The sequence below is a fragment of the Henriciella mobilis genome, assembly GCF_003576285.1.
GTDB classification, from domain to species: domain Bacteria; phylum Pseudomonadota; class Alphaproteobacteria; order Caulobacterales; family Hyphomonadaceae; genus Henriciella; species Henriciella mobilis.
The window spans coordinates 477761-493256 of record NZ_QWFX01000006.1 but is presented as its reverse complement, the minus strand read 5'-3'; the positions used below and the strand labels follow the sequence as shown (position 1 = coordinate 493256).

The following is a 15496-nucleotide window of genomic DNA, read 5'->3' as shown; positions in this document are numbered from 1 at the left end:
TGGGCGGTGTTAACCGAACCGGGTTTCAGCTTCGCCGATGACAGACGCCATTCGCATACTCGGAATCGACCCCGGCCTGCGCAATACGGGCTGGGGCGTGATCGAACAGGCCGGCTCGCGGCTTTCCCACATCGCCAATGGCGTGATCCGGATCGATCCGAACCTGTCACTGGCGGCGCGGCTGGGCGGCATTCATCGCGAAATCTCGGACCTCGCCAATGCCTACTGGCCAACCTGCGCAGGCGTTGAGGAAACGCTGGTCAATGCCAACCCCCGCTCGGCGCTGAAGCTCGGCCAAGCCCGCGGCGCGGCAATGGCAGCCCTTCACAGTGCCGGGCTTGCCGTTCACGAGTTTTCCCCGCGCACCATCAAGCTCGCCGTGGTCGGCACGGGTGGGGCGGACAAGACGCAGGTTGCCTTCATGGTTTCGCGGCTGCTGCCAACCGCCGGAAAGCTGGCTTCCGACGCCTCCGATGCGCTCGCCTGCGCCATCTGCACCGCCCACCATGTCACGACCCGAACCCGGGGGGCGGCATGATCATCGGGCGGTTGAGAGGTGAGATCGCGACCGTCGGCACCGACAGTGTGATGATCGATGTCAACGGCGTCGGCTATGTCGCGCTGGCGGGCGGGCGGCTGCTTGGCAAGCTGCAGCCCGGCAAGGAAGCGACGCTGCATATCGAAACGCGTGTTACCGAAAACTCCATAACCCTCTTCGCCTTTGAATCCGACGAAGCGCGCGCCTGGTTTGTCCGCCTGCAGGATGTGCCGGGCGTGGCAGGCAAGTCCGCCATGGCGATCATGGACGCGCTGTCGCCTGCCGAACTGCAGGACGCCCTCGCGCTGGGAGACGCCGCCTCGATCACGCGCGCCAAGGGTGTGGGCAAGAAGCTGGCCGAGCGTATTGTCGGCGAATTGGCCGGAAAGGCCCCGCCCATGGGCCGCTTCGGAGCCTTCCGTCCGCATACCGAGGCCAATGGCGCCGCCCCCGAAGCCGCCATAGCGACCGGCACGCGCAGCGAAACGATCTCGGCCCTGGTCAATCTCGGCTATTCCCAATCCGATGCCGCCCGCGCCGTCGCCACCGCCATCCGCGAAAAGCCTGACGCCGATACAGGCACCCTCATCAAGGCGAGCCTCAAGGAGCTGGCGCCGTGAGCCGTGAAGGCAGCCTCAATGACCCCGAACGCCAGTCCGGCGATGCGCTCGACCGCGCGCTGCGCCCACAGAGCTTCGCCGATTATGTCGGTCAGGAATCGATCAAGTCGAACCTGAAGGTTTATGTCGAGGCCGCGCGTGGGCGCGGTGAGGCGCTCGACCATGTCCTGCTCTTCGGCCCGCCCGGCCTTGGCAAGACGACGCTCGCGCAGATCGTGTCGAAGGAGCTCGGTGTCGGCTTCCGCTCGACCTCCGGGCCAGTGATCGCGAAAGCCGGGGACCTGGCCGCGATCCTTACCAATCTTGAGGAAAACGACGTCCTCTTCATTGACGAGATCCACCGCCTTCCGCCCGCCGTTGAGGAGATCCTCTATCCCGCCATGGAGGACTATGCGCTCGACATCGTGATCGGCGAAGGGCCGTCGGCGCGGTCGGTCCGGCTGGACCTTGCCCCCTTTACCCTTGTCGGCGCGACAACCCGCGCGGGCCTCCTCGCCAATCCGCTGCGCGACCGGTTCGGCATTCCGATGCGGCTGAACTTCTATGAGCCGAAGGAGCTTGCCCGCATCCTTATGGCCGCAGGCCGCAAGATGGGCGCAGACCTGTCGGAGGACGGAGCGCTGGAAATCGCAGGCCGGGCCCGTGGCACACCCCGGATCGCGATCCGCCTCCTGCGCCGGGTCCGCGATTTTGCCGAGGCCGAAGGCGCCCGGATCGACAAGGCGGCGGCTGGCCGGGCCCTTTCACGCCTTGAGATCGACGAAGACGGCCTCGACGCACTGGACCGGCGCTACCTCGCCGCCCTGGTAATGACCTATGCCGGCGGGCCTGTCGGCGCCGACACCCTGGCGGCCGCGCTGTCTGAAGCGCGCGACGCTGTGGAAGACGTGATAGAACCCTTCCTGATGCAGAAGGGCTATGTCGCACGAACGCCGCGCGGACGGATTGCCGCCCCGCTCGCCTATGAGCGAATGGGCCTCTCCGCACCAGACATCAAGAGCCAGCCAGGGCTCTTCACCGAGAAGTAAGGGACACATCGAGGATGCTGGACGGATTGCGGGATTTGGCTCAGGCGCTGTCGATCGCGCTGTTCGGATTTTCCAGCGGCTGTGCCTGGATTGCCGCCATCGTGGCGCCGAACACTTCATATGACCGGCTGGACTACAGCCGCGCCGACGGCCATGTCCGGCTGCTTCTGGTCAATGCGTCCGGACATGTTGCCTTTGTTCTGCTGGCCGCGTCTGCGCTGGCTTTTCTGTCTGGAGCCGTCGGTGCGGGCATTGTTGGCGCGCTGGCCGCTGGCGGCTTCTTCTCCAACCGCTGGACGCTCGCCCCGCGCACCAAGGCCGAGAAGGCGCCAAAGGGCATTCGCGCCCGCGACAAGACAAAGCGCGTCGTCGCCGTCTCGCTGACGCTTATCTTTACGCTGGTGGCCGTGATCGCGACGGCACTGGCCATCGCCCGGATCTAGCTACTGCTGGACCAGCCAGAGCACACCGATTGTATGCAGGTAGAGGAATGCCTCGGTCGAGCGGCGGGCGGCGCGCATCGCGACTTCACCGGCACGCTTGCGATTGACCGCAATCATCAGGACGCAGGCCACCAGGCCTGGAATGACGATCCACCAGGCTATCGCGAAGGCTGCAATGACTGACGCAATCAGGATCGCATAGGCCACCGCATCGAGCGCCCGGGCGGTGAATTCGTGGTGCCGGCTGAACGTGTTCAGAAGTTTCGGATTGCGGTGCAGCTCGTCGGCGTCGATCGCAAATACGCGGTCCTCTTCCTGCTGGAAGCGGACCACCCGGGCCGGGCGGCCCTGGTCATGGGGATTCGGAGCTGTTCTCAGGAACATGGGACAGGACCTCTTCTTGGATCCCACTGTAACCCAAAGCCCTTAACGCTTGTTCGGCGAAACAAATGGAATTTTCCAATTGCCCGGTAAGCTTCGTTTAAGCCGTTTCCGACCGCGCCTTTATCGATAGCGCATGCAGCCCGGTTTCGAATTCCTCGGCCAGCGCCTTGTTCACCGCACGCTGGATGGCGACGCGGTTCATGCCGTCAAACTGGCTGGAAACGATCTTCACTGTATAGTGGGTTTCGCCTTCCGGGCTGGCACCGGCATGGCCTGCATGTTTCGCACTGTCATCGATCACTTCCAGCGATGACGGGGAAAAAACCTGCATTAACCGGGTCCGAATCCGTTCTGATCTGCTTGTCAATTCTAGCCTCATTAACGACTACGCACTATGTTCCTGCGCCATGGCTGACGCATTCTCATACCGTGTGAAGTTCACCGATATAAGGGTCAAACCGCCCAAGGAGGATACCGAGCGGCAGAAAGCAGCCGAGACACGCGAGTGTCACCGGGAAGGCTGCGACCTCGCCGGCTCGCATCCGGCGCCCAAGCCGCGCGGGCTCGAAGGTGTCTACTGGTTCTGCCAGGCCCATGCCGGTGAATACAATCGCAATTACGACTTCTTTGCCGGCATGTCAGAGGCTGAACTCGCGCAATTCAATGAAATGGCGCGCCACGGCTTCCGCAAGACCTGGAAGTTCGGCACCGGTCCGATGGGCAAGGACAAGGCCGCCCAAGCGCACGACCCTCGCCACTGGCGGGGCCGGGAATTCTTCGAAGAGAATTCCGCCGCCCGCAAGGCGCGGCGCAAGGAACAGCAGTCGGCCGGCGTTACCAGCCGCGCCCTGCAGGAGCTCGACCTCGAACCGGGGGCAACAGCCGTCGAAATCCGCACGCGCTACAGCGAATATATCCGCAAGTTCCACCCGGACTCGAATGGCGGGGACCGCTCGACCGAGCATATGCTGGCCCGTGTCCTGCGCGCCGGCAAAACGCTCAAGGCGGCGGGGATGATGAAGGGCTAGGCTTTTCAAGCCGGCTTTTTCCTGCACAAAGCGCCCATGTCCTTCGACGTCTCGATCATCAGCCTCTTTCCGGAGGCCTTTCCCGGCTTGCTGGACGTGTCCATCCTTGGGCGCGCCCGGGCCGAGGGCATCTGGTCGCTGGATGTGACCGATCTCAGGACGTTCGGCCTCGGCAAGCATCGCCAGGTCGATGAAGCCCCCGCAGGCGGCGGGGCCGGCCTGGTGCTTCGCCCGGATGTGGCTGCCGCCGCAATCGACAGCCTGGAGCGCAATGACCGCCCCCTCATCTATCTCAGCCCGCGCGGAAAGCGGTTCGACCAGGCCATGGCGCGCGAATTCGCCGCCGGGCCGGGCCTGATCTGCTTTTGCGGGCGGTTCGAGGGCCTCGACGAGCGCGTGATCGAAAAACGGGACATGATCGAGGTCTCGCTCGGCGATTTTGTGCTCGCGGGGGGCGAGGCCGCTGCGCAGGCGGTGATCGAAAGCACGGTGCGGCTTCTTCCGGGCGTGGCGGGCAACAAGGCCTCGCTCGAGGATGAAAGCTTCTCGAACGGGCTGCTCGAATACCCGCAATATACCCTGCCCCGCGTATGGGAAAATGAGGGCACGCCGGAGGTGCTGCTCTCCGGAGACCATGGGAAGATCGCCGAATGGCGGCTCAACCGCAGTAAACTGTTGACAGAAGCCCGCCGTGTCGATTTATGGGCCGCTTACCTCAACGGGCAAGATTTGCGAGCGTCGGAGACGGACGATGAACATGATTGAGCAGCTCGAAGCTGAAGAAGTGGCCCGCGTCACTTCCGGCAAGAATATTCCGGAGTTTTCACCCGGCGACACGGTCTCCGTGAACGTGCGTATTCGCGAAGGCGACCGTGAGCGCGTGCAGCGTTTTGAAGGCGTCTGCATTGCCCGCGCCGGTGCCGGCATCAACGAGAACTTCACGGTTCGCAAGATTTCGTTCGGCGAAGGCGTCGAGCGTGTCTTCCCGGTCGTCTCGCCGATGATCGAAAGCATCGAAGTCAAGCGCAAGGGCCATGTCCGCCGCGCCAAGCTCTATTACCTGCGCAACCTGCGCGGCAAGTCGGCCCGTATCGCAGAGCGGACCACCGGCCATGGCGTTGAGACCCAGGAAATCACCGTTTCCAAGACCGAGCGTCAGCGCCAGCGCGCCGAGCAGAAAGCCGCCCGCAAGGAGCAGGCTGCCAAGGACCGCGCCGAGCGCGAGGAAGCCAAGCGCAAGGAAGAAGCAGCCGCCGCAGCCGCTGCTGAGGCCGAAGCCAAGGCCGCTGAAGAAGAAGGCGGCGCCGAGGAATAGGCTGCACCTCTCTTCGCAAGAAAGATCGAACCCCGCCCTCAACCGGCGGGGTTTTTTCTTGGCCAGTTCCCGAGCAGCAGCCCGGCATGCTTAACGCCGAGTTTACCTCGGCACAGCGCTTGCAGTCCGGTCCTCAGAACAGGCATTACGGCAGGCTTTTCCCGGAATCGGACAGGCCCGGCAGGTTTGCCAGCTCGCCTGCGACGCGAATTGCCTTCGATTCTGGGCATTCGTTTCGTATACGAAACAAAGAGTTGAACGCGATGGCCGCAGAGCCGGCCCTCTCGCAACGGGGAAAGTAGAATGACGTTGAACTCGAAACTTCTGTTGAGTGCCGCCCTGATTGCAGCGCTTCCGTTGACCGCCCAGGCCGATGGCGAAAAGGGCGCCTGGGACAAGGAAGCGGTCGGACAGCGCTATGTGCCTGCCGGCTCCGACACCGACGAGCGCATCCTGACAGAAGAACAGGTCCGCGACATTGTCAGGCGCAGCGGCAATGAGGGCCCCGCCGACGTGCGATATCTCGGCGGACCGGAAAAGGCCGTCGACAGCGAGCTTTGCTGCGAGACCGTCGAGGAGCAGGTCACCGAAGAAACTGAAATCGAGGAAACGACCACCTATTTCGACGCCGTCACCCGGCGCGACATCATTCAGCCGGTCGAACGCACCATCATCCAGCCGGTCGAGCGCCGCATCGTCAATGAACGCGTCGAGGATATCACCGAGCCGACCCGCTATGAGGAAGAGCGCCTGCCGGTCCGCTATGAGAAGGACCCGGTCCCGCCTGTCCGCGAAACCGTTACCGAGGACGTGACCGTTGAGGAAGTCGAGGACGTCACCGAGTCCTATTACGATGTCGTCACCCGCCGTGACGTGATCCAGCCGATCGAGCGCACCACCATCGTGCCGGTCAAGCGCCGCATCCTGCGCCCCGTCACCGAAACAATCGTCAACGACACCCGCTACGAGACCCGCCGCGCGCCGCTCATCATCGAAGCCGACGATGTCCCGCCGGTGAAGGAAACAATTACCGAGCAGGTCAATGAAACCTATCGTGAGGACGTCAACGAAACCGTTGTCGACGCCGTCTCCGAGCGTAACATCTACCAGCCAGTCATTCGCACGCAGGTGCAACCAATCGAGCGCCACATCCTGCGCCCGCAATCGGAAACGGTGACCAATCCGGTCCGCTACGAGGAAGAGCGTCTGGCCAAGCGCGTGGAGACCAAACAGGCCGCGCCTGTCCAGGAAAAGATCATCCCGAAAGTCACCGAGCGCACCGTCCTTGAAGTGCAGGACGAATATGTCGACCAGATCCGCCGCACCGTGATCCAGCCGGTTGTCATCACCAATGTCCAGCCGGTCGAGCGCCGCATCCTGCGTCCGCAGACCGAGACCATCACGGCCCCGACCCGCTATGAGGAAGAGCGCCGCGCGGTCCGCATGGAAATGCAGCCTATCCCCGAAACCCGCGAAAACTATCATGAGCAGGTGACCGAGGAATACCGCGAAGAGGTCAGCGAGACCTATTTCGACGCGGTGACCGAACGCCACGTGATTCAGCCGGTCACGCGCCGCATCATCCAGCCGGTCGAGTACCGCTATCCGAACCCGGTGACAGAGACAGTCACGGCCCCGACGCGCTATGAAACACGCCGCGCTTCACTGGTTGTACTGCAGGTCGGCGAGAGCTGCGGCTGCAACTAGACCGCCATCGCAAGACTCATCCTTGAAACAAGGGCCAGCCCGCAAGGCTGGCCCTTTTTAGCGTCTGGTGTAACGCACCGCGAGGCATATCTTGCCTATTTGGATGAGACATGATGTTTTGCGCCGCAACAAGAAACGGACCCCCATGGCAGGCAAGACACTCTACGACAAGATCTGGGACGCGCACGTGGTGCGGACCGATCCGGACACCGGCGAAGCGATCATCTATATCGACCTGCACCTCATCCATGAGGTGACGACGCCGCAGGCCTTTGCAGGCCTGAAGGCCAATGCGCGCGGTGTGCGCCGCCCCGAACTCACACTCGCCGTTGCCGACCATAATACGCCAACCGAAAACCAGGCGGCTGGCCTCGCCGGCGTCAAGGACGAAGCCGCCCGCAACCAGCTGGCAGCCCTCACCCGCAATGTCGCTGAGTACGGCATCGAATTCTTCCCGATGGGCGACATCAACAATGGCATTGTCCACGTCGTCGGCCCCGAACAGGGCCGTACCCAGCCCGGCATGACCATTGTCTGCGGCGACAGTCACACCTCCACCCATGGCGCGTTCGGCGCACTGGCCCACGGCATCGGCACCTCCGAGGTCGAGCACGTCCTTGCAACGCAGACGCTGCGGGCCCGCAAGTCGAAGAACATGGCGATCGAGGTCAGCGGCGAGCTGCGCGAGGGCGTGACCGCCAAGGACCTCGCCCTGCACCTGATTTCCGTCATCGGCACCGCTGGCGGCACCGGTCATGTCATGGAATACCGCGGCAGCGCCGTCGAAGCGCTGTCCATGGAAGGGCGGATGACCCTCTGCAACCTCTCCATCGAGGGCGGCGCCCGCGCCGGGATCGTGGCGCCGGACGAAAAGACCTTCGAATACATGAAAGGCCGGCCTTCGGCGCCGAAGGGTGCGGCCTGGGACATGGCGCTCAATCACTGGCGCACGCTGAAATCCGATCCGGACGCCGCGTGGGACCGCGTCATCGAAATCCGCGGCGAAGAGGTCGAGCCCACCGTCACCTGGGGGACGAGTCCGGAACAGGCGATCCCACTTTCAGCCAAGGTGCCAGACCCGGCGACCATGCGCGACCCCGTCAAGAAAGCCGCTGCCGAGCGCGCGCTCGACTATATGGGCCTTGAGCCCGGCGCCCCGATTACAGGCACGCCGGTGCAGCGTGTGTTTATTGGATCCTGCACCAATTCCCGTATCGAGGATTTGCGCGCGGCGGCAAAAGTTGCCGAAAATTCAAGGGTCGCTGACGGCGTTCGCGCCATGGTCGTGCCGGGCTCGGGCCTTGTGCGCGCGCAGGCCGAAGCCGAAGGGCTCGACAAGGTCTTCATCGAGGCCGGGTTCGAATGGCGCGAGCCGGGCTGCTCCATGTGTCTCGGCATGAATCCCGATATCCTTGCACCAGGCGAGCGCTGCGCCTCGACATCCAACCGCAATTTCGAAGGCCGGCAGGGCCGGGGCGGACGCACGCATTTGATGAGCCCGACTCTGGCAGCCCGCGCGGCAATCAATGGGGTGATCGGCTAGGACCGGCAGGCCAGTCAGACGTGAGGGCCGCGTCCATCCGGTCCGGTTCAGCTGGCCTATTTCGCTCCCGCCTGACATATAGGTCTCAGAGGGAGAGACGACATGACCAAGACAATCGACCTGACTGGAGGGGTGAAGCTGGATGGACCGCGCGGGCGCACCTATGGCTCCATTCTTGAAACCATTGGCGCAACGCCGCTGGTCGCTGCGCCGAAATTCGCTGCCGCAAAGACGATAAAGGCCGATCTTTACTTCAAGTGCGAGTTCTTCAATCCGCTCGCCAGCGTGAAGGACCGGATCGGTCTCAACATGATCCTCGAGATGGAAGCGGCGGGCACGATCAACCCCGGCAAGTCGACCCTGGTCGAGCCGACGTCCGGCAATACCGGTATCGGCCTCGCCTTCGTCGCGGCCCGCCGTGGCTACAGGCTGATCCTGACCATGCCGGAATCCATGTCCATCGAGCGGCGCAAGATGCTCGCCTATCTCGGCGCGGAGCTTGTCTTGACGCCCAAGGAAAAGGGCATGAAGGGCGCTATCGCCAAGGCTCAGGAGATTATCGAGACAACGCCCGGCGCCGCCATGCCGAGCCAGTTCGACAACCCGGCCAATCCGGCGATACATGAGAAAACAACCGCGCTGGAAATCTGGGAAGATACAGGCGGGGCGGTCGATGCCGTTATTGCCGGGATCGGAACCGGCGGCACGTTGACCGGTTGCGGCCGTGTCCTGAAAGCAAGGAAGCCATCGCTGCAAATGATCGCCATCGAACCGGAAGACAGCGCCGTCCTGTCTGGCCATGAGCCCGGGCCGCACATGATCCAGGGTATAGGCGCCGGCTTCATTCCTGAAAACGCCGACACCAGCCTCATTGATGAAGTCGTCACTGTGACCAATGAGGAAGCCTTCGCCACGGCAAGGGAGCTTGCGCGCCTCGAAGGGATTCCGGGCGGTATATCGTCCGGTGCGGCCGCTGCAGTCGCGGCAAAGGTGGGGGCGCGTGAGGAATTTGCGGGCAAGACGTTCGTCGCGATCCTGCCGAGCTTTGCTGAGCGCTATGTTTCGACGGCCTTGTTCGAGGGCATCTGAGGCGACGCCCGAATGATAGACGCACTCGACCATATCGTCCTTGTCTGCCCGGAGATCGAGGCCGGTGCGGCCGTCTACAGTTCACTTCTTGGACGGGAACCCAGCTGGCGGGCCAAGGCTGACGGCGCCGCCACAGCGCTGTTCAGCGTCCAGAATACAGCCTTAGAACTGATGGCGCCGGACGGGACGGGGCCGGTTGCTGACAGATTGCGCGAAATCATCGCGGAGCGCGGTCCCGGGCTGACCAGTCTTGCCTTTCGGACCGGCGATATTGCCGAAACGCACCACAAACTCGCCCGCCGGGGCCTTATACCCGGCGATATTACGGATGGCGAAAGCACGAATCTCGGCGATTCCTCCGTCCGACGCTGGAAGCGCTTCCGTTGCAGCGATGAAGCCATGGCCGGAATCAAGACCTTCATCCTGCAGCCGGAATCCGCACCCAAGGTCGCCGGGCCAGCGTCTGGCGCGGTGCAGTCACTCGACCATATCGTGATCAACACGCCGAATCCTGACCGGGCACTCGGCCTCTATGGCGCCAAGCTGGGTCTTGATCTGAGACTGGATCGGACGGCCGAACAGTGGAAAACGCGCTTCCTCTTTTTCAGGACCGGCGGGCTGACCTTCGAGGTTATTCACCGGCTTGGCGAGGCGCACGATCCGGCCGGGCCAGACACGATCTGGGGCCTGACCTGGGCGGTTGATGATCTCGCCGCTGCCCATGCCCGCCTCAGTGAAACCGGTCTCGACATATCGGACATCCGGACCGGCCGGAAGCCCGGTACCTCGGTCTTCACCGTCCGGAATGGCACGCTTGGTGTGCCGACCCTGTTCATTTCACATTCGCCGCGATAAAGAGCCTGCATGAAAGCCTTCACGACCCTGACCTCCACCGCCGCCGCGCTGACCCATCATGGCCGGCTTATGGCCAATGTCGATACCGACATGATCATCCCCAAGCAGTTCCTGAAGACGACGGAGCGCGAGGGCCTGTCGGAGGGTCTGTTCTATGAGCTGAAGACCAAGGCTGATGGCAGCCCGGACCCGGACTTCGTGCTGAACAAGCAGGCCTATGCCAAGGCGGGCATCCTGATTGCGGGGGAGAATTTCGGCTGCGGCTCCTCGCGCGAACATGCGCCATGGGCGTTGCTGGACCAGGGCATCACTTGCGTGATCGCCCCCTCCTTCGCCGATATCTTTCACAATAACTGCTACAAGAACGGCATCCTGCCGATCCAGCTGCCCTTCGAGATCTGCGAGCAGCTCGCTGGTCAGGCCGGCGGAGCGAACCATAAATTCACGGTCGACCTGGAGCACCAGCTCATCACGACACCGGATGGCCAGGAGATCAGCTTCGAAGTCGACCCCGGGCGCAAGGCAAACCTGCTGGAGGGCCTGGACGAGATCGGCCACACGCTGAATGCCGCGAGCGCCATTGAGGATTTCGAAACCCGCCGGAAGTCGGCCATGCCCTGGCTTTCTGCCGAGGCCAGCTAGGGCCGTTCGACCGCCATGAAACGCCAGACCGTTCTTGCCCTGATCGCCAGCCTGCTCTTCACAGCAGCCTGCGCGACGGATGTTCTGTCGACCGAGCCGGAGGTCGATATCGACCCTGACAAGGTCGGCAACCCGACTTATCCGCCCGAGGAACCGGAATGATCGTCATCGAGGGCACCGTGCGCATCGATCCCGCCCGCATCGAGGATGCCCGTCCCGAAATGGAAGCGATGGTCAAGGCGAGCCGCGCCGAGCCTGGCTGTATCGACTATGCCTACGCCATCGACATGCTGGACCCAGGCTTGGTGCGGGTCGCTGAACGGTGGGAAAGCCGTGATGCGCTCAAGGCGCATTTCGCCAGCCCCCATATGGCCCACTGGCGCAGTGTGATAGCCGGTCTCGGACTGACCGACCGGTCCCTGCGCCTCTATGAAGCCGACCCGGAAGATATCTGATCGCAAGTCCGGTCTGGACATTGCGCACCATCCCCGCCTAAAGCGACATCCGACATGACACAGACACTCCTCCTCCTCCCCGGTGACGGCATTGGTCCTGAAGTGACCGCGGCTGCTCAGCGCATCGCCGAACTTGTTGCTCCGGACGTCACGATTGAAAGTGCCCTTGTGGGCGGCGCGGCCATCGACGCCTCGGACGTGCCGCTCACCGATGAGACGCTGGACAGGGCTAAGCGGGCTGACGCGGTCCTTCTGGGTGCGGTTGGCGGACCCAAATGGGCCGACGTTGACCGCGACAAGCGCCCGGAAATGGGCCTGCTGGGCCTTCGCAAAGGACTCGATGTCTTTGCAAACCTGCGCCCTGCCTATTGTTTCGAAGCGCTGGTCGACGCCTCCAGCCTGAAGCGCGAGCGCATTGAGGGGCTCGACCTGATGATCGTGCGCGAGCTGACATCGGGGGTCTATTTCGGTCAGCCGCGCGGCATCGACACTGACGAGAACGGCGTGCGCCGCGGCTATGACACATCGGTCTACACCGCGCCGGAAATCGAGCGCGTCACCCGTGTCGCCTTCGAAATCGCCCGTGGCCGCGATGGCCGGGTCTGCTCGGTCGAGAAATCAAACGTCATGGAAAGCGGCCTATTCTGGCGCCAGGAAGTGACCGCGCTCCACAAGACTTTCGGCGAGGGTGTCGAGCTCAGCCACATGCTGGCCGATGCCTGCGCGATGGAGCTGGTGCGCAACCCCAAGCAGTTCGACGTGATCCTCGCCGACAATTTGTTCGGGGATCTCCTGTCGGACGAGGCGGCCATGCTGACGGGGTCGATCGGCATGCTGCCATCAGCGAGCCTCGGCATTGAAGGCACGCCCGGCCTGTTCGAGCCGGTTCACGGCTCGGCGCCGGACATTGCAGGGCAGGGCCTTGCCAATCCGTGCGCGGCGATCCTGTCGCTGGAGATGGCGCTACGCTGGTCGCTCGGTCGCCCGGACGCCGCCGACCGGGTGATGAAAGCCGTCGCCGACGCGCTGAAATCCGGCGCGAAGACACGTGACCTTGGCGGCGACATGTCCACCACCGCCATGACGGACGCGATTATCGACTGTCTGTAGAAACGCGAAAAGGCGACCTGATCCTAGCTGTAATCGGCAATCCGGCTCATCAGCTGGCCGCGGAATTCGAAGAAGCTCGCCCCGCGCACCTTGATCGTCTCGCCAGCCTTCACGCCATTCGGCAGGTCGACAGCTGCCTTGCCCTCGAACTCGATCTCGGCGGCGGCCTTGCCCTGGCCGATCACCAGGCTGACCAGCTTCTGGCGCCGGTATGAGAAGGCGTTTCCGGATAATTCGGCGACCTCGCCCATCTTGTCCCGCCCCTCAAGCGTCATGGTCTGGCCGGAGTTCGAGATGTTCTCGAAGACGACATCCTCGGTCACGCAATCGAGCATGCCCTCGATATCGCGGGAGTTGTAGGATTTGATATATTTCGAGATCACGTCTTCGATCAGGATCGTCTCCATCGGTGATGCGTTACAGGTGGCGCACTCAACATTTGCCGAAAGTGCATTACATGCAGGTGAAATCAAGCCTGAGACTGCGGCGCGGCCATTCGGGCCGCTGACGCAAAAGACTGACAATTGATTGAGAAGCGGCCTTTTCTCGGCTATTGGGGGCGCTTCGGAAAAGGACAGACAATATGGCACTCAAAGTCGCAATCGTCGGCGCAACCGGAAATGTGGGTCGCGAGCTCCTCAATATCATGGAAGAGCGCGATTTTCCCGCAGATGACGTCTTCGCTGTCGCCTCACGCCGTTCGGTCGGCCGTGAAGTCAGCTATGGTGACCGCAAGCTGAAATGCCAGGTCCTCGATGACTTCGACTTCTCAAAGGTCGATGTCGTCCTCATGTCAGCTGGCGGCAGCACATCGCGCCAGTGGGCAGAGAAAATCGGCAAGACCGGCGCTATCGTCATCGACAATTCCTCAGCCTGGCGCATGGACCCGGACGTCCCGCTGGTCGTGCCGGAGGTGAATGGCGAGGATGTGCTCGGCTATTCCAAGAAGAATATCATCGCCAATCCGAACTGCTCGACAGCGCAGCTCGTCATGGCGCTGAAGCCCCTGCACGATGCCGCCAGCATCAAGCGCGTCGTTGTCTCGACCTACCAGTCGGTGTCCGGCTCAGGCAAGGCGGGCATGGACGAGCTCTGGAACCAGACCAAGGGCATCTTCGTCAACGACCAGCCCGAACCGCAGGAGTATCCGCGCCAGATCGCCTTCAATGCGATCCCGATGATCGGTTCCTTCCTCGACAATGGCTTCACAGACGAGGAGGCCAAGATGTGGAACGAGACCCACAAGATGATCGACCCGGCCATCAAGCTGACGGTCACCTGTGTGCGTGTTCCGGTCTTCGTCGGGCACTCGGAATCGGTGAACATCGAATTCAACAAGGCGATCACGCCGGAAGAGGCGCGTGAGGCCCTGCGCAATTTCGATGGCGTGCAAGTGATCGATAATCCGGAAGAAGACCAGTACATCACCCCGGTCGAATGCGCCGGTGAATGGGCAACCTTCGTTTCGCGCATCCGCAAGGATGACACGGTCGAGCACGGCCTGTCGCTCTGGGTCGTGGCCGACAATCTTCGCAAGGGCGCAGCGCTGAACGCTGTCCAGATCGCCGAGGAGCTGATCAAGCGCGGCGTGCTGAAGCCTGAGAGCGTGAACGCCTAGAAAAAGGGCAGGGGCGGGCGCACCCGCCAAACCTCAAAAGACTGAAAGCGCTGCCTGTCCGGGCAGCGCTTTTTCTTTTGGCGGCCGGCACTTTCGAAGAGCAGCATTGGCCGCAAGAAACAGGTAGCCATCAGCTTGGCGTGGTACTACTTGCCAGCGCATGACGCGCGAGCTTCGCCTTGGTTTTCTATGCGCCCTGGGCGCGTACCTGCTCTGGGGCGGGTTGCCGCTCTATTTTCGCGCGCTCGACCACATCGGGCCGCAGGAAATGCTGGCCCACCGCATCCTGTGGGGCCTGCCGACCGGGCTGGTCTTCATCATCATTGCGCATCGCTGGAAAGCGTTTCGCGGCGCGCTCACGCGGTCAAACCTGACCTGGCTTGCCCTATCGGCCATACTCATTGCGACGAACTGGCTGATTTATATCTGGGCCGTTTCCGCCGAGCGGGTGACCGAGGCCAGTCTGGGCTATTTCATCAATCCGCTGGTCAGCGTCCTGATGGGAATGGTGTTCTTCTCCGAGAGCCTGCGCCGGGCCCAGTGGGTCGCCATTGCCATTGCCGTTGCCGGCGTCAGCGTGATGACATGGGAACTCGGCCGCCTGCCCTGGGTCTCGCTCTGCCTCTGCTTCAGCTTCGCCTCCTATGGCGCGGTCCGCAAGAAGGTCGCGATCGACAGCCGGGCCGGTTTCACTATCGAAACGGCCATTCTCGCACCGCTGGCCTTCGCCTGGCTGACCTGGTTCCAGACAACGGGGCAGGGCGGCTGGGTCGGTGATTATGGCTGGGACTGGCTCACCCTGCCGCTGGCCGGGCCGATCACCGCCGTCCCGCTGATCCTGTTTGCCCTCGCCGCCAAGCGGCTGAAACTTGCGACGATCGGCATGATGCAATACATGACGCCCTCCTTGCAGTTTCTCATCGCCGTGCTCGTCTTCCGCGAGCCTTTCAGCAGCGTGGAGGCTATCGCTTTCGGTCTGATCTGGACGGCGCTGATTGTTTTCACCACCGACAGCGTAATCGGTGAACGCAAGGCACGGCGCCTCGCGCGGGCAGCGCGGCTGGCGGAGTAGGGGGGCCAAAAAAGGGAAACCCCGGCTCCATGGGGGACACGAAGCCGGG

20 protein-coding genes are annotated in these 15496 nt (G+C 62.8%); 17 read left to right on the top strand and 3 right to left on the bottom strand.

The features are described from left to right. Window positions 1-49 precede the first annotated feature (49 nt). The 4 genes from ruvC to D1223_RS07210 are packed head-to-tail and all read left to right on the top strand — an operon-like array spanning window position 50 to window position 2629. The gene (gene ruvC / locus D1223_RS07225; protein WP_119376079.1) at window positions 50-538 is read left to right on the top strand and encodes a crossover junction endodeoxyribonuclease RuvC; all 489 of its coding nucleotides are present in this window, start codon (window positions 50-52) and stop codon (window positions 536-538) included. Beyond that, window positions 535-1158 carry a Holliday junction branch migration protein RuvA gene (gene ruvA, locus D1223_RS07220; RefSeq protein WP_199288197.1) on the top strand — a complete coding sequence of 208 codons (624 nt, stop codon included), beginning with the start codon at window positions 535-537 and terminating at the stop codon, window positions 1156-1158. The genes ruvC and ruvA overlap by 4 nt, the downstream gene beginning before the upstream one ends. Further along, window positions 1155-2186, top strand: a complete 1032-nt coding sequence (gene ruvB / locus D1223_RS07215; protein ID WP_119375736.1) for a Holliday junction branch migration DNA helicase RuvB — start codon at window positions 1155-1157, stop codon at window positions 2184-2186. Before ruvA ends, ruvB begins: the two co-directional genes overlap by 4 nt. A 14-nt stretch (window positions 2187-2200) precedes the next feature. Further along, window positions 2201-2629: a hypothetical protein gene (locus tag D1223_RS07210; RefSeq protein WP_119375735.1), complete on the top strand. Its 429-nt coding sequence runs from the start codon at window positions 2201-2203 to the stop codon at window positions 2627-2629. On the opposite strand, the gene D1223_RS07205 is transcribed toward D1223_RS07210, so the two are convergent. Together D1223_RS07205 and D1223_RS07200 are read right to left on the bottom strand one after the other, a co-directional pair. Beyond that, complete coding sequence (locus tag D1223_RS07205) at window positions 2630-3013, bottom strand: hypothetical protein (protein WP_119375734.1); 384 nt, start codon at window positions 3011-3013, stop codon at window positions 2630-2632. It lies immediately after the preceding gene. A gap of 97 nt (window positions 3014-3110) precedes the next feature. Next, entirely contained in the window at window positions 3111-3344 is a 234-nt protein-coding gene (locus D1223_RS07200) for a BolA family protein (protein WP_233353072.1), read from the bottom strand. A gap of 76 nt (window positions 3345-3420) precedes the next feature. Between D1223_RS07200 and D1223_RS07195 the strand changes: the two genes are divergently transcribed. The 11 genes from D1223_RS07195 to leuB all read left to right on the top strand — a co-directional run bounded on the left by D1223_RS07195 (window position 3421) and on the right by leuB (window position 12757). Further along, window positions 3421-4041, top strand: coding sequence for a J domain-containing protein (locus D1223_RS07195; RefSeq protein ID WP_119375732.1), 621 nt, complete (start codon window positions 3421-3423; stop codon window positions 4039-4041). Between the two features lie 36 nt (window positions 4042-4077). After that, a complete protein-coding gene (gene trmD / locus D1223_RS07190; RefSeq protein ID WP_119375731.1) occupies window positions 4078-4806 on the top strand; it encodes a tRNA (guanosine(37)-N1)-methyltransferase TrmD in 729 nt (242 codons plus the stop codon). Next, the gene (gene rplS, locus D1223_RS19255; RefSeq protein WP_119375730.1) at window positions 4793-5356 is read left to right on the top strand and encodes a 50S ribosomal protein L19; all 564 of its coding nucleotides are present in this window, start codon (window positions 4793-4795) and stop codon (window positions 5354-5356) included. The genes trmD and rplS overlap by 14 nt, the downstream gene beginning before the upstream one ends. A 303-nt stretch (window positions 5357-5659) precedes the next feature. Beyond that, a complete protein-coding gene (locus D1223_RS07175; protein ID WP_119375728.1) occupies window positions 5660-7063 on the top strand; it encodes a hypothetical protein in 1404 nt (467 codons plus the stop codon). Window positions 7064-7208: 145 nt separating this feature from the next. Then, on the top strand, window positions 7209-8606 hold the full coding sequence (leuC, locus tag D1223_RS07170) for a 3-isopropylmalate dehydratase large subunit (RefSeq protein ID WP_119375727.1): 1398 nt from the start codon (window positions 7209-7211) through the stop codon (window positions 8604-8606). A 102-nt stretch (window positions 8607-8708) separates the two neighbouring features. Beyond that, entirely contained in the window at window positions 8709-9695 is a 987-nt protein-coding gene (gene cysK, locus D1223_RS07165) for a cysteine synthase A (RefSeq protein WP_119375726.1), read from the top strand. 12 nt (window positions 9696-9707) lie between these two features. Then, the gene (locus tag D1223_RS07160) at window positions 9708-10550 is read left to right on the top strand and encodes a VOC family protein (RefSeq protein WP_119375725.1); all 843 of its coding nucleotides are present in this window, start codon (window positions 9708-9710) and stop codon (window positions 10548-10550) included. 9 nt (window positions 10551-10559) lie between these two features. Next, window positions 10560-11192, top strand: a complete 633-nt coding sequence (gene leuD / locus D1223_RS07155) for a 3-isopropylmalate dehydratase small subunit (protein WP_119375724.1) — start codon at window positions 10560-10562, stop codon at window positions 11190-11192. A 15-nt stretch (window positions 11193-11207) separates the two neighbouring features. Next, window positions 11208-11354, top strand: coding sequence for a YajG family lipoprotein (locus tag D1223_RS18815; protein ID WP_158588429.1), 147 nt, complete (start codon window positions 11208-11210; stop codon window positions 11352-11354). After that, entirely contained in the window at window positions 11351-11647 is a 297-nt protein-coding gene (locus D1223_RS07150) for a putative quinol monooxygenase (RefSeq protein ID WP_119375723.1), read from the top strand. Before D1223_RS18815 ends, D1223_RS07150 begins: the two co-directional genes overlap by 4 nt. A 54-nt stretch (window positions 11648-11701) precedes the next feature. Beyond that, window positions 11702-12757, top strand: a complete 1056-nt coding sequence (gene leuB, locus D1223_RS07145; protein ID WP_119375722.1) for a 3-isopropylmalate dehydrogenase — start codon at window positions 11702-11704, stop codon at window positions 12755-12757. A gap of 23 nt (window positions 12758-12780) precedes the next feature. Here leuB and D1223_RS07140 read toward each other — a convergent pair whose 3' ends face one another. Further along, a complete protein-coding gene (locus tag D1223_RS07140) occupies window positions 12781-13164 on the bottom strand; it encodes a nuclear transport factor 2 family protein (protein WP_233349433.1) in 384 nt (127 codons plus the stop codon). Between the two features lie 176 nt (window positions 13165-13340). Here D1223_RS07140 and D1223_RS07135 point away from each other — a divergent pair, with 176 nt between their 5' ends. Beyond that, window positions 13341-14375 (top strand): aspartate-semialdehyde dehydrogenase, encoded by a 1035-nt coding sequence (locus D1223_RS07135; protein ID WP_119375721.1) that lies wholly within the window; start codon window positions 13341-13343, stop codon window positions 14373-14375. Between the two features lie 160 nt (window positions 14376-14535). Beyond that, a complete protein-coding gene (gene rarD, locus D1223_RS07130; RefSeq protein WP_119375720.1) occupies window positions 14536-15447 on the top strand; it encodes an EamA family transporter RarD in 912 nt (303 codons plus the stop codon). Window positions 15448-15496: the final 49 nt, after the last annotated feature.

Excerpts from the sequence above, each read along its gene's own strand:
- trmD (WP_119375731.1), top strand. The coding sequence starts at position 4,078 with ATGTCCTTCGACGTCTCGATCATCAGCCTCTTTCCGGAGGCCTTTCCC.
- cysK (WP_119375726.1), top strand. The coding sequence starts at position 8,709 with ATGACCAAGACAATCGACCTGACTGGAGGGGTGAAGCTGGATGGACCG.
- leuD (WP_119375724.1), top strand. The coding sequence starts at position 10,560 with ATGAAAGCCTTCACGACCCTGACCTCCACCGCCGCCGCGCTGACCCAT.
- D1223_RS07205 (WP_119375734.1), bottom strand. The coding sequence starts at position 3,013 with ATGTTCCTGAGAACAGCTCCGAATCCCCATGACCAGGGCCGCCCGGCC.
- D1223_RS07140 (WP_233349433.1), bottom strand. The coding sequence starts at position 13,164 with ATGGAGACGATCCTGATCGAAGACGTGATCTCGAAATATATCAAATCC.
- D1223_RS07160 (WP_119375725.1), top strand. The coding sequence starts at position 9,708 with ATGATAGACGCACTCGACCATATCGTCCTTGTCTGCCCGGAGATCGAG.
- leuB (WP_119375722.1), top strand. The coding sequence starts at position 11,702 with ATGACACAGACACTCCTCCTCCTCCCCGGTGACGGCATTGGTCCTGAA.
- rarD (WP_119375720.1), top strand. The coding sequence starts at position 14,536 with ATGACGCGCGAGCTTCGCCTTGGTTTTCTATGCGCCCTGGGCGCGTAC.
- D1223_RS07175 (WP_119375728.1), top strand. The coding sequence starts at position 5,660 with ATGACGTTGAACTCGAAACTTCTGTTGAGTGCCGCCCTGATTGCAGCG.
- D1223_RS07150 (WP_119375723.1), top strand. The coding sequence starts at position 11,351 with ATGATCGTCATCGAGGGCACCGTGCGCATCGATCCCGCCCGCATCGAG.
- ruvA (WP_199288197.1), top strand. The coding sequence starts at position 535 with ATGATCATCGGGCGGTTGAGAGGTGAGATCGCGACCGTCGGCACCGAC.
- D1223_RS07195 (WP_119375732.1), top strand. The coding sequence starts at position 3,421 with ATGGCTGACGCATTCTCATACCGTGTGAAGTTCACCGATATAAGGGTC.
- D1223_RS07135 (WP_119375721.1), top strand. The coding sequence starts at position 13,341 with ATGGCACTCAAAGTCGCAATCGTCGGCGCAACCGGAAATGTGGGTCGC.
- D1223_RS07210 (WP_119375735.1), top strand. The coding sequence starts at position 2,201 with ATGCTGGACGGATTGCGGGATTTGGCTCAGGCGCTGTCGATCGCGCTG.
- rplS (WP_119375730.1), top strand. The coding sequence starts at position 4,793 with ATGAACATGATTGAGCAGCTCGAAGCTGAAGAAGTGGCCCGCGTCACT.
- D1223_RS07200 (WP_233353072.1), bottom strand. The coding sequence starts at position 3,344 with ATGCAGGTTTTTTCCCCGTCATCGCTGGAAGTGATCGATGACAGTGCG.
- leuC (WP_119375727.1), top strand. The coding sequence starts at position 7,209 with ATGGCAGGCAAGACACTCTACGACAAGATCTGGGACGCGCACGTGGTG.
- D1223_RS18815 (WP_158588429.1), top strand. The coding sequence starts at position 11,208 with ATGAAACGCCAGACCGTTCTTGCCCTGATCGCCAGCCTGCTCTTCACA.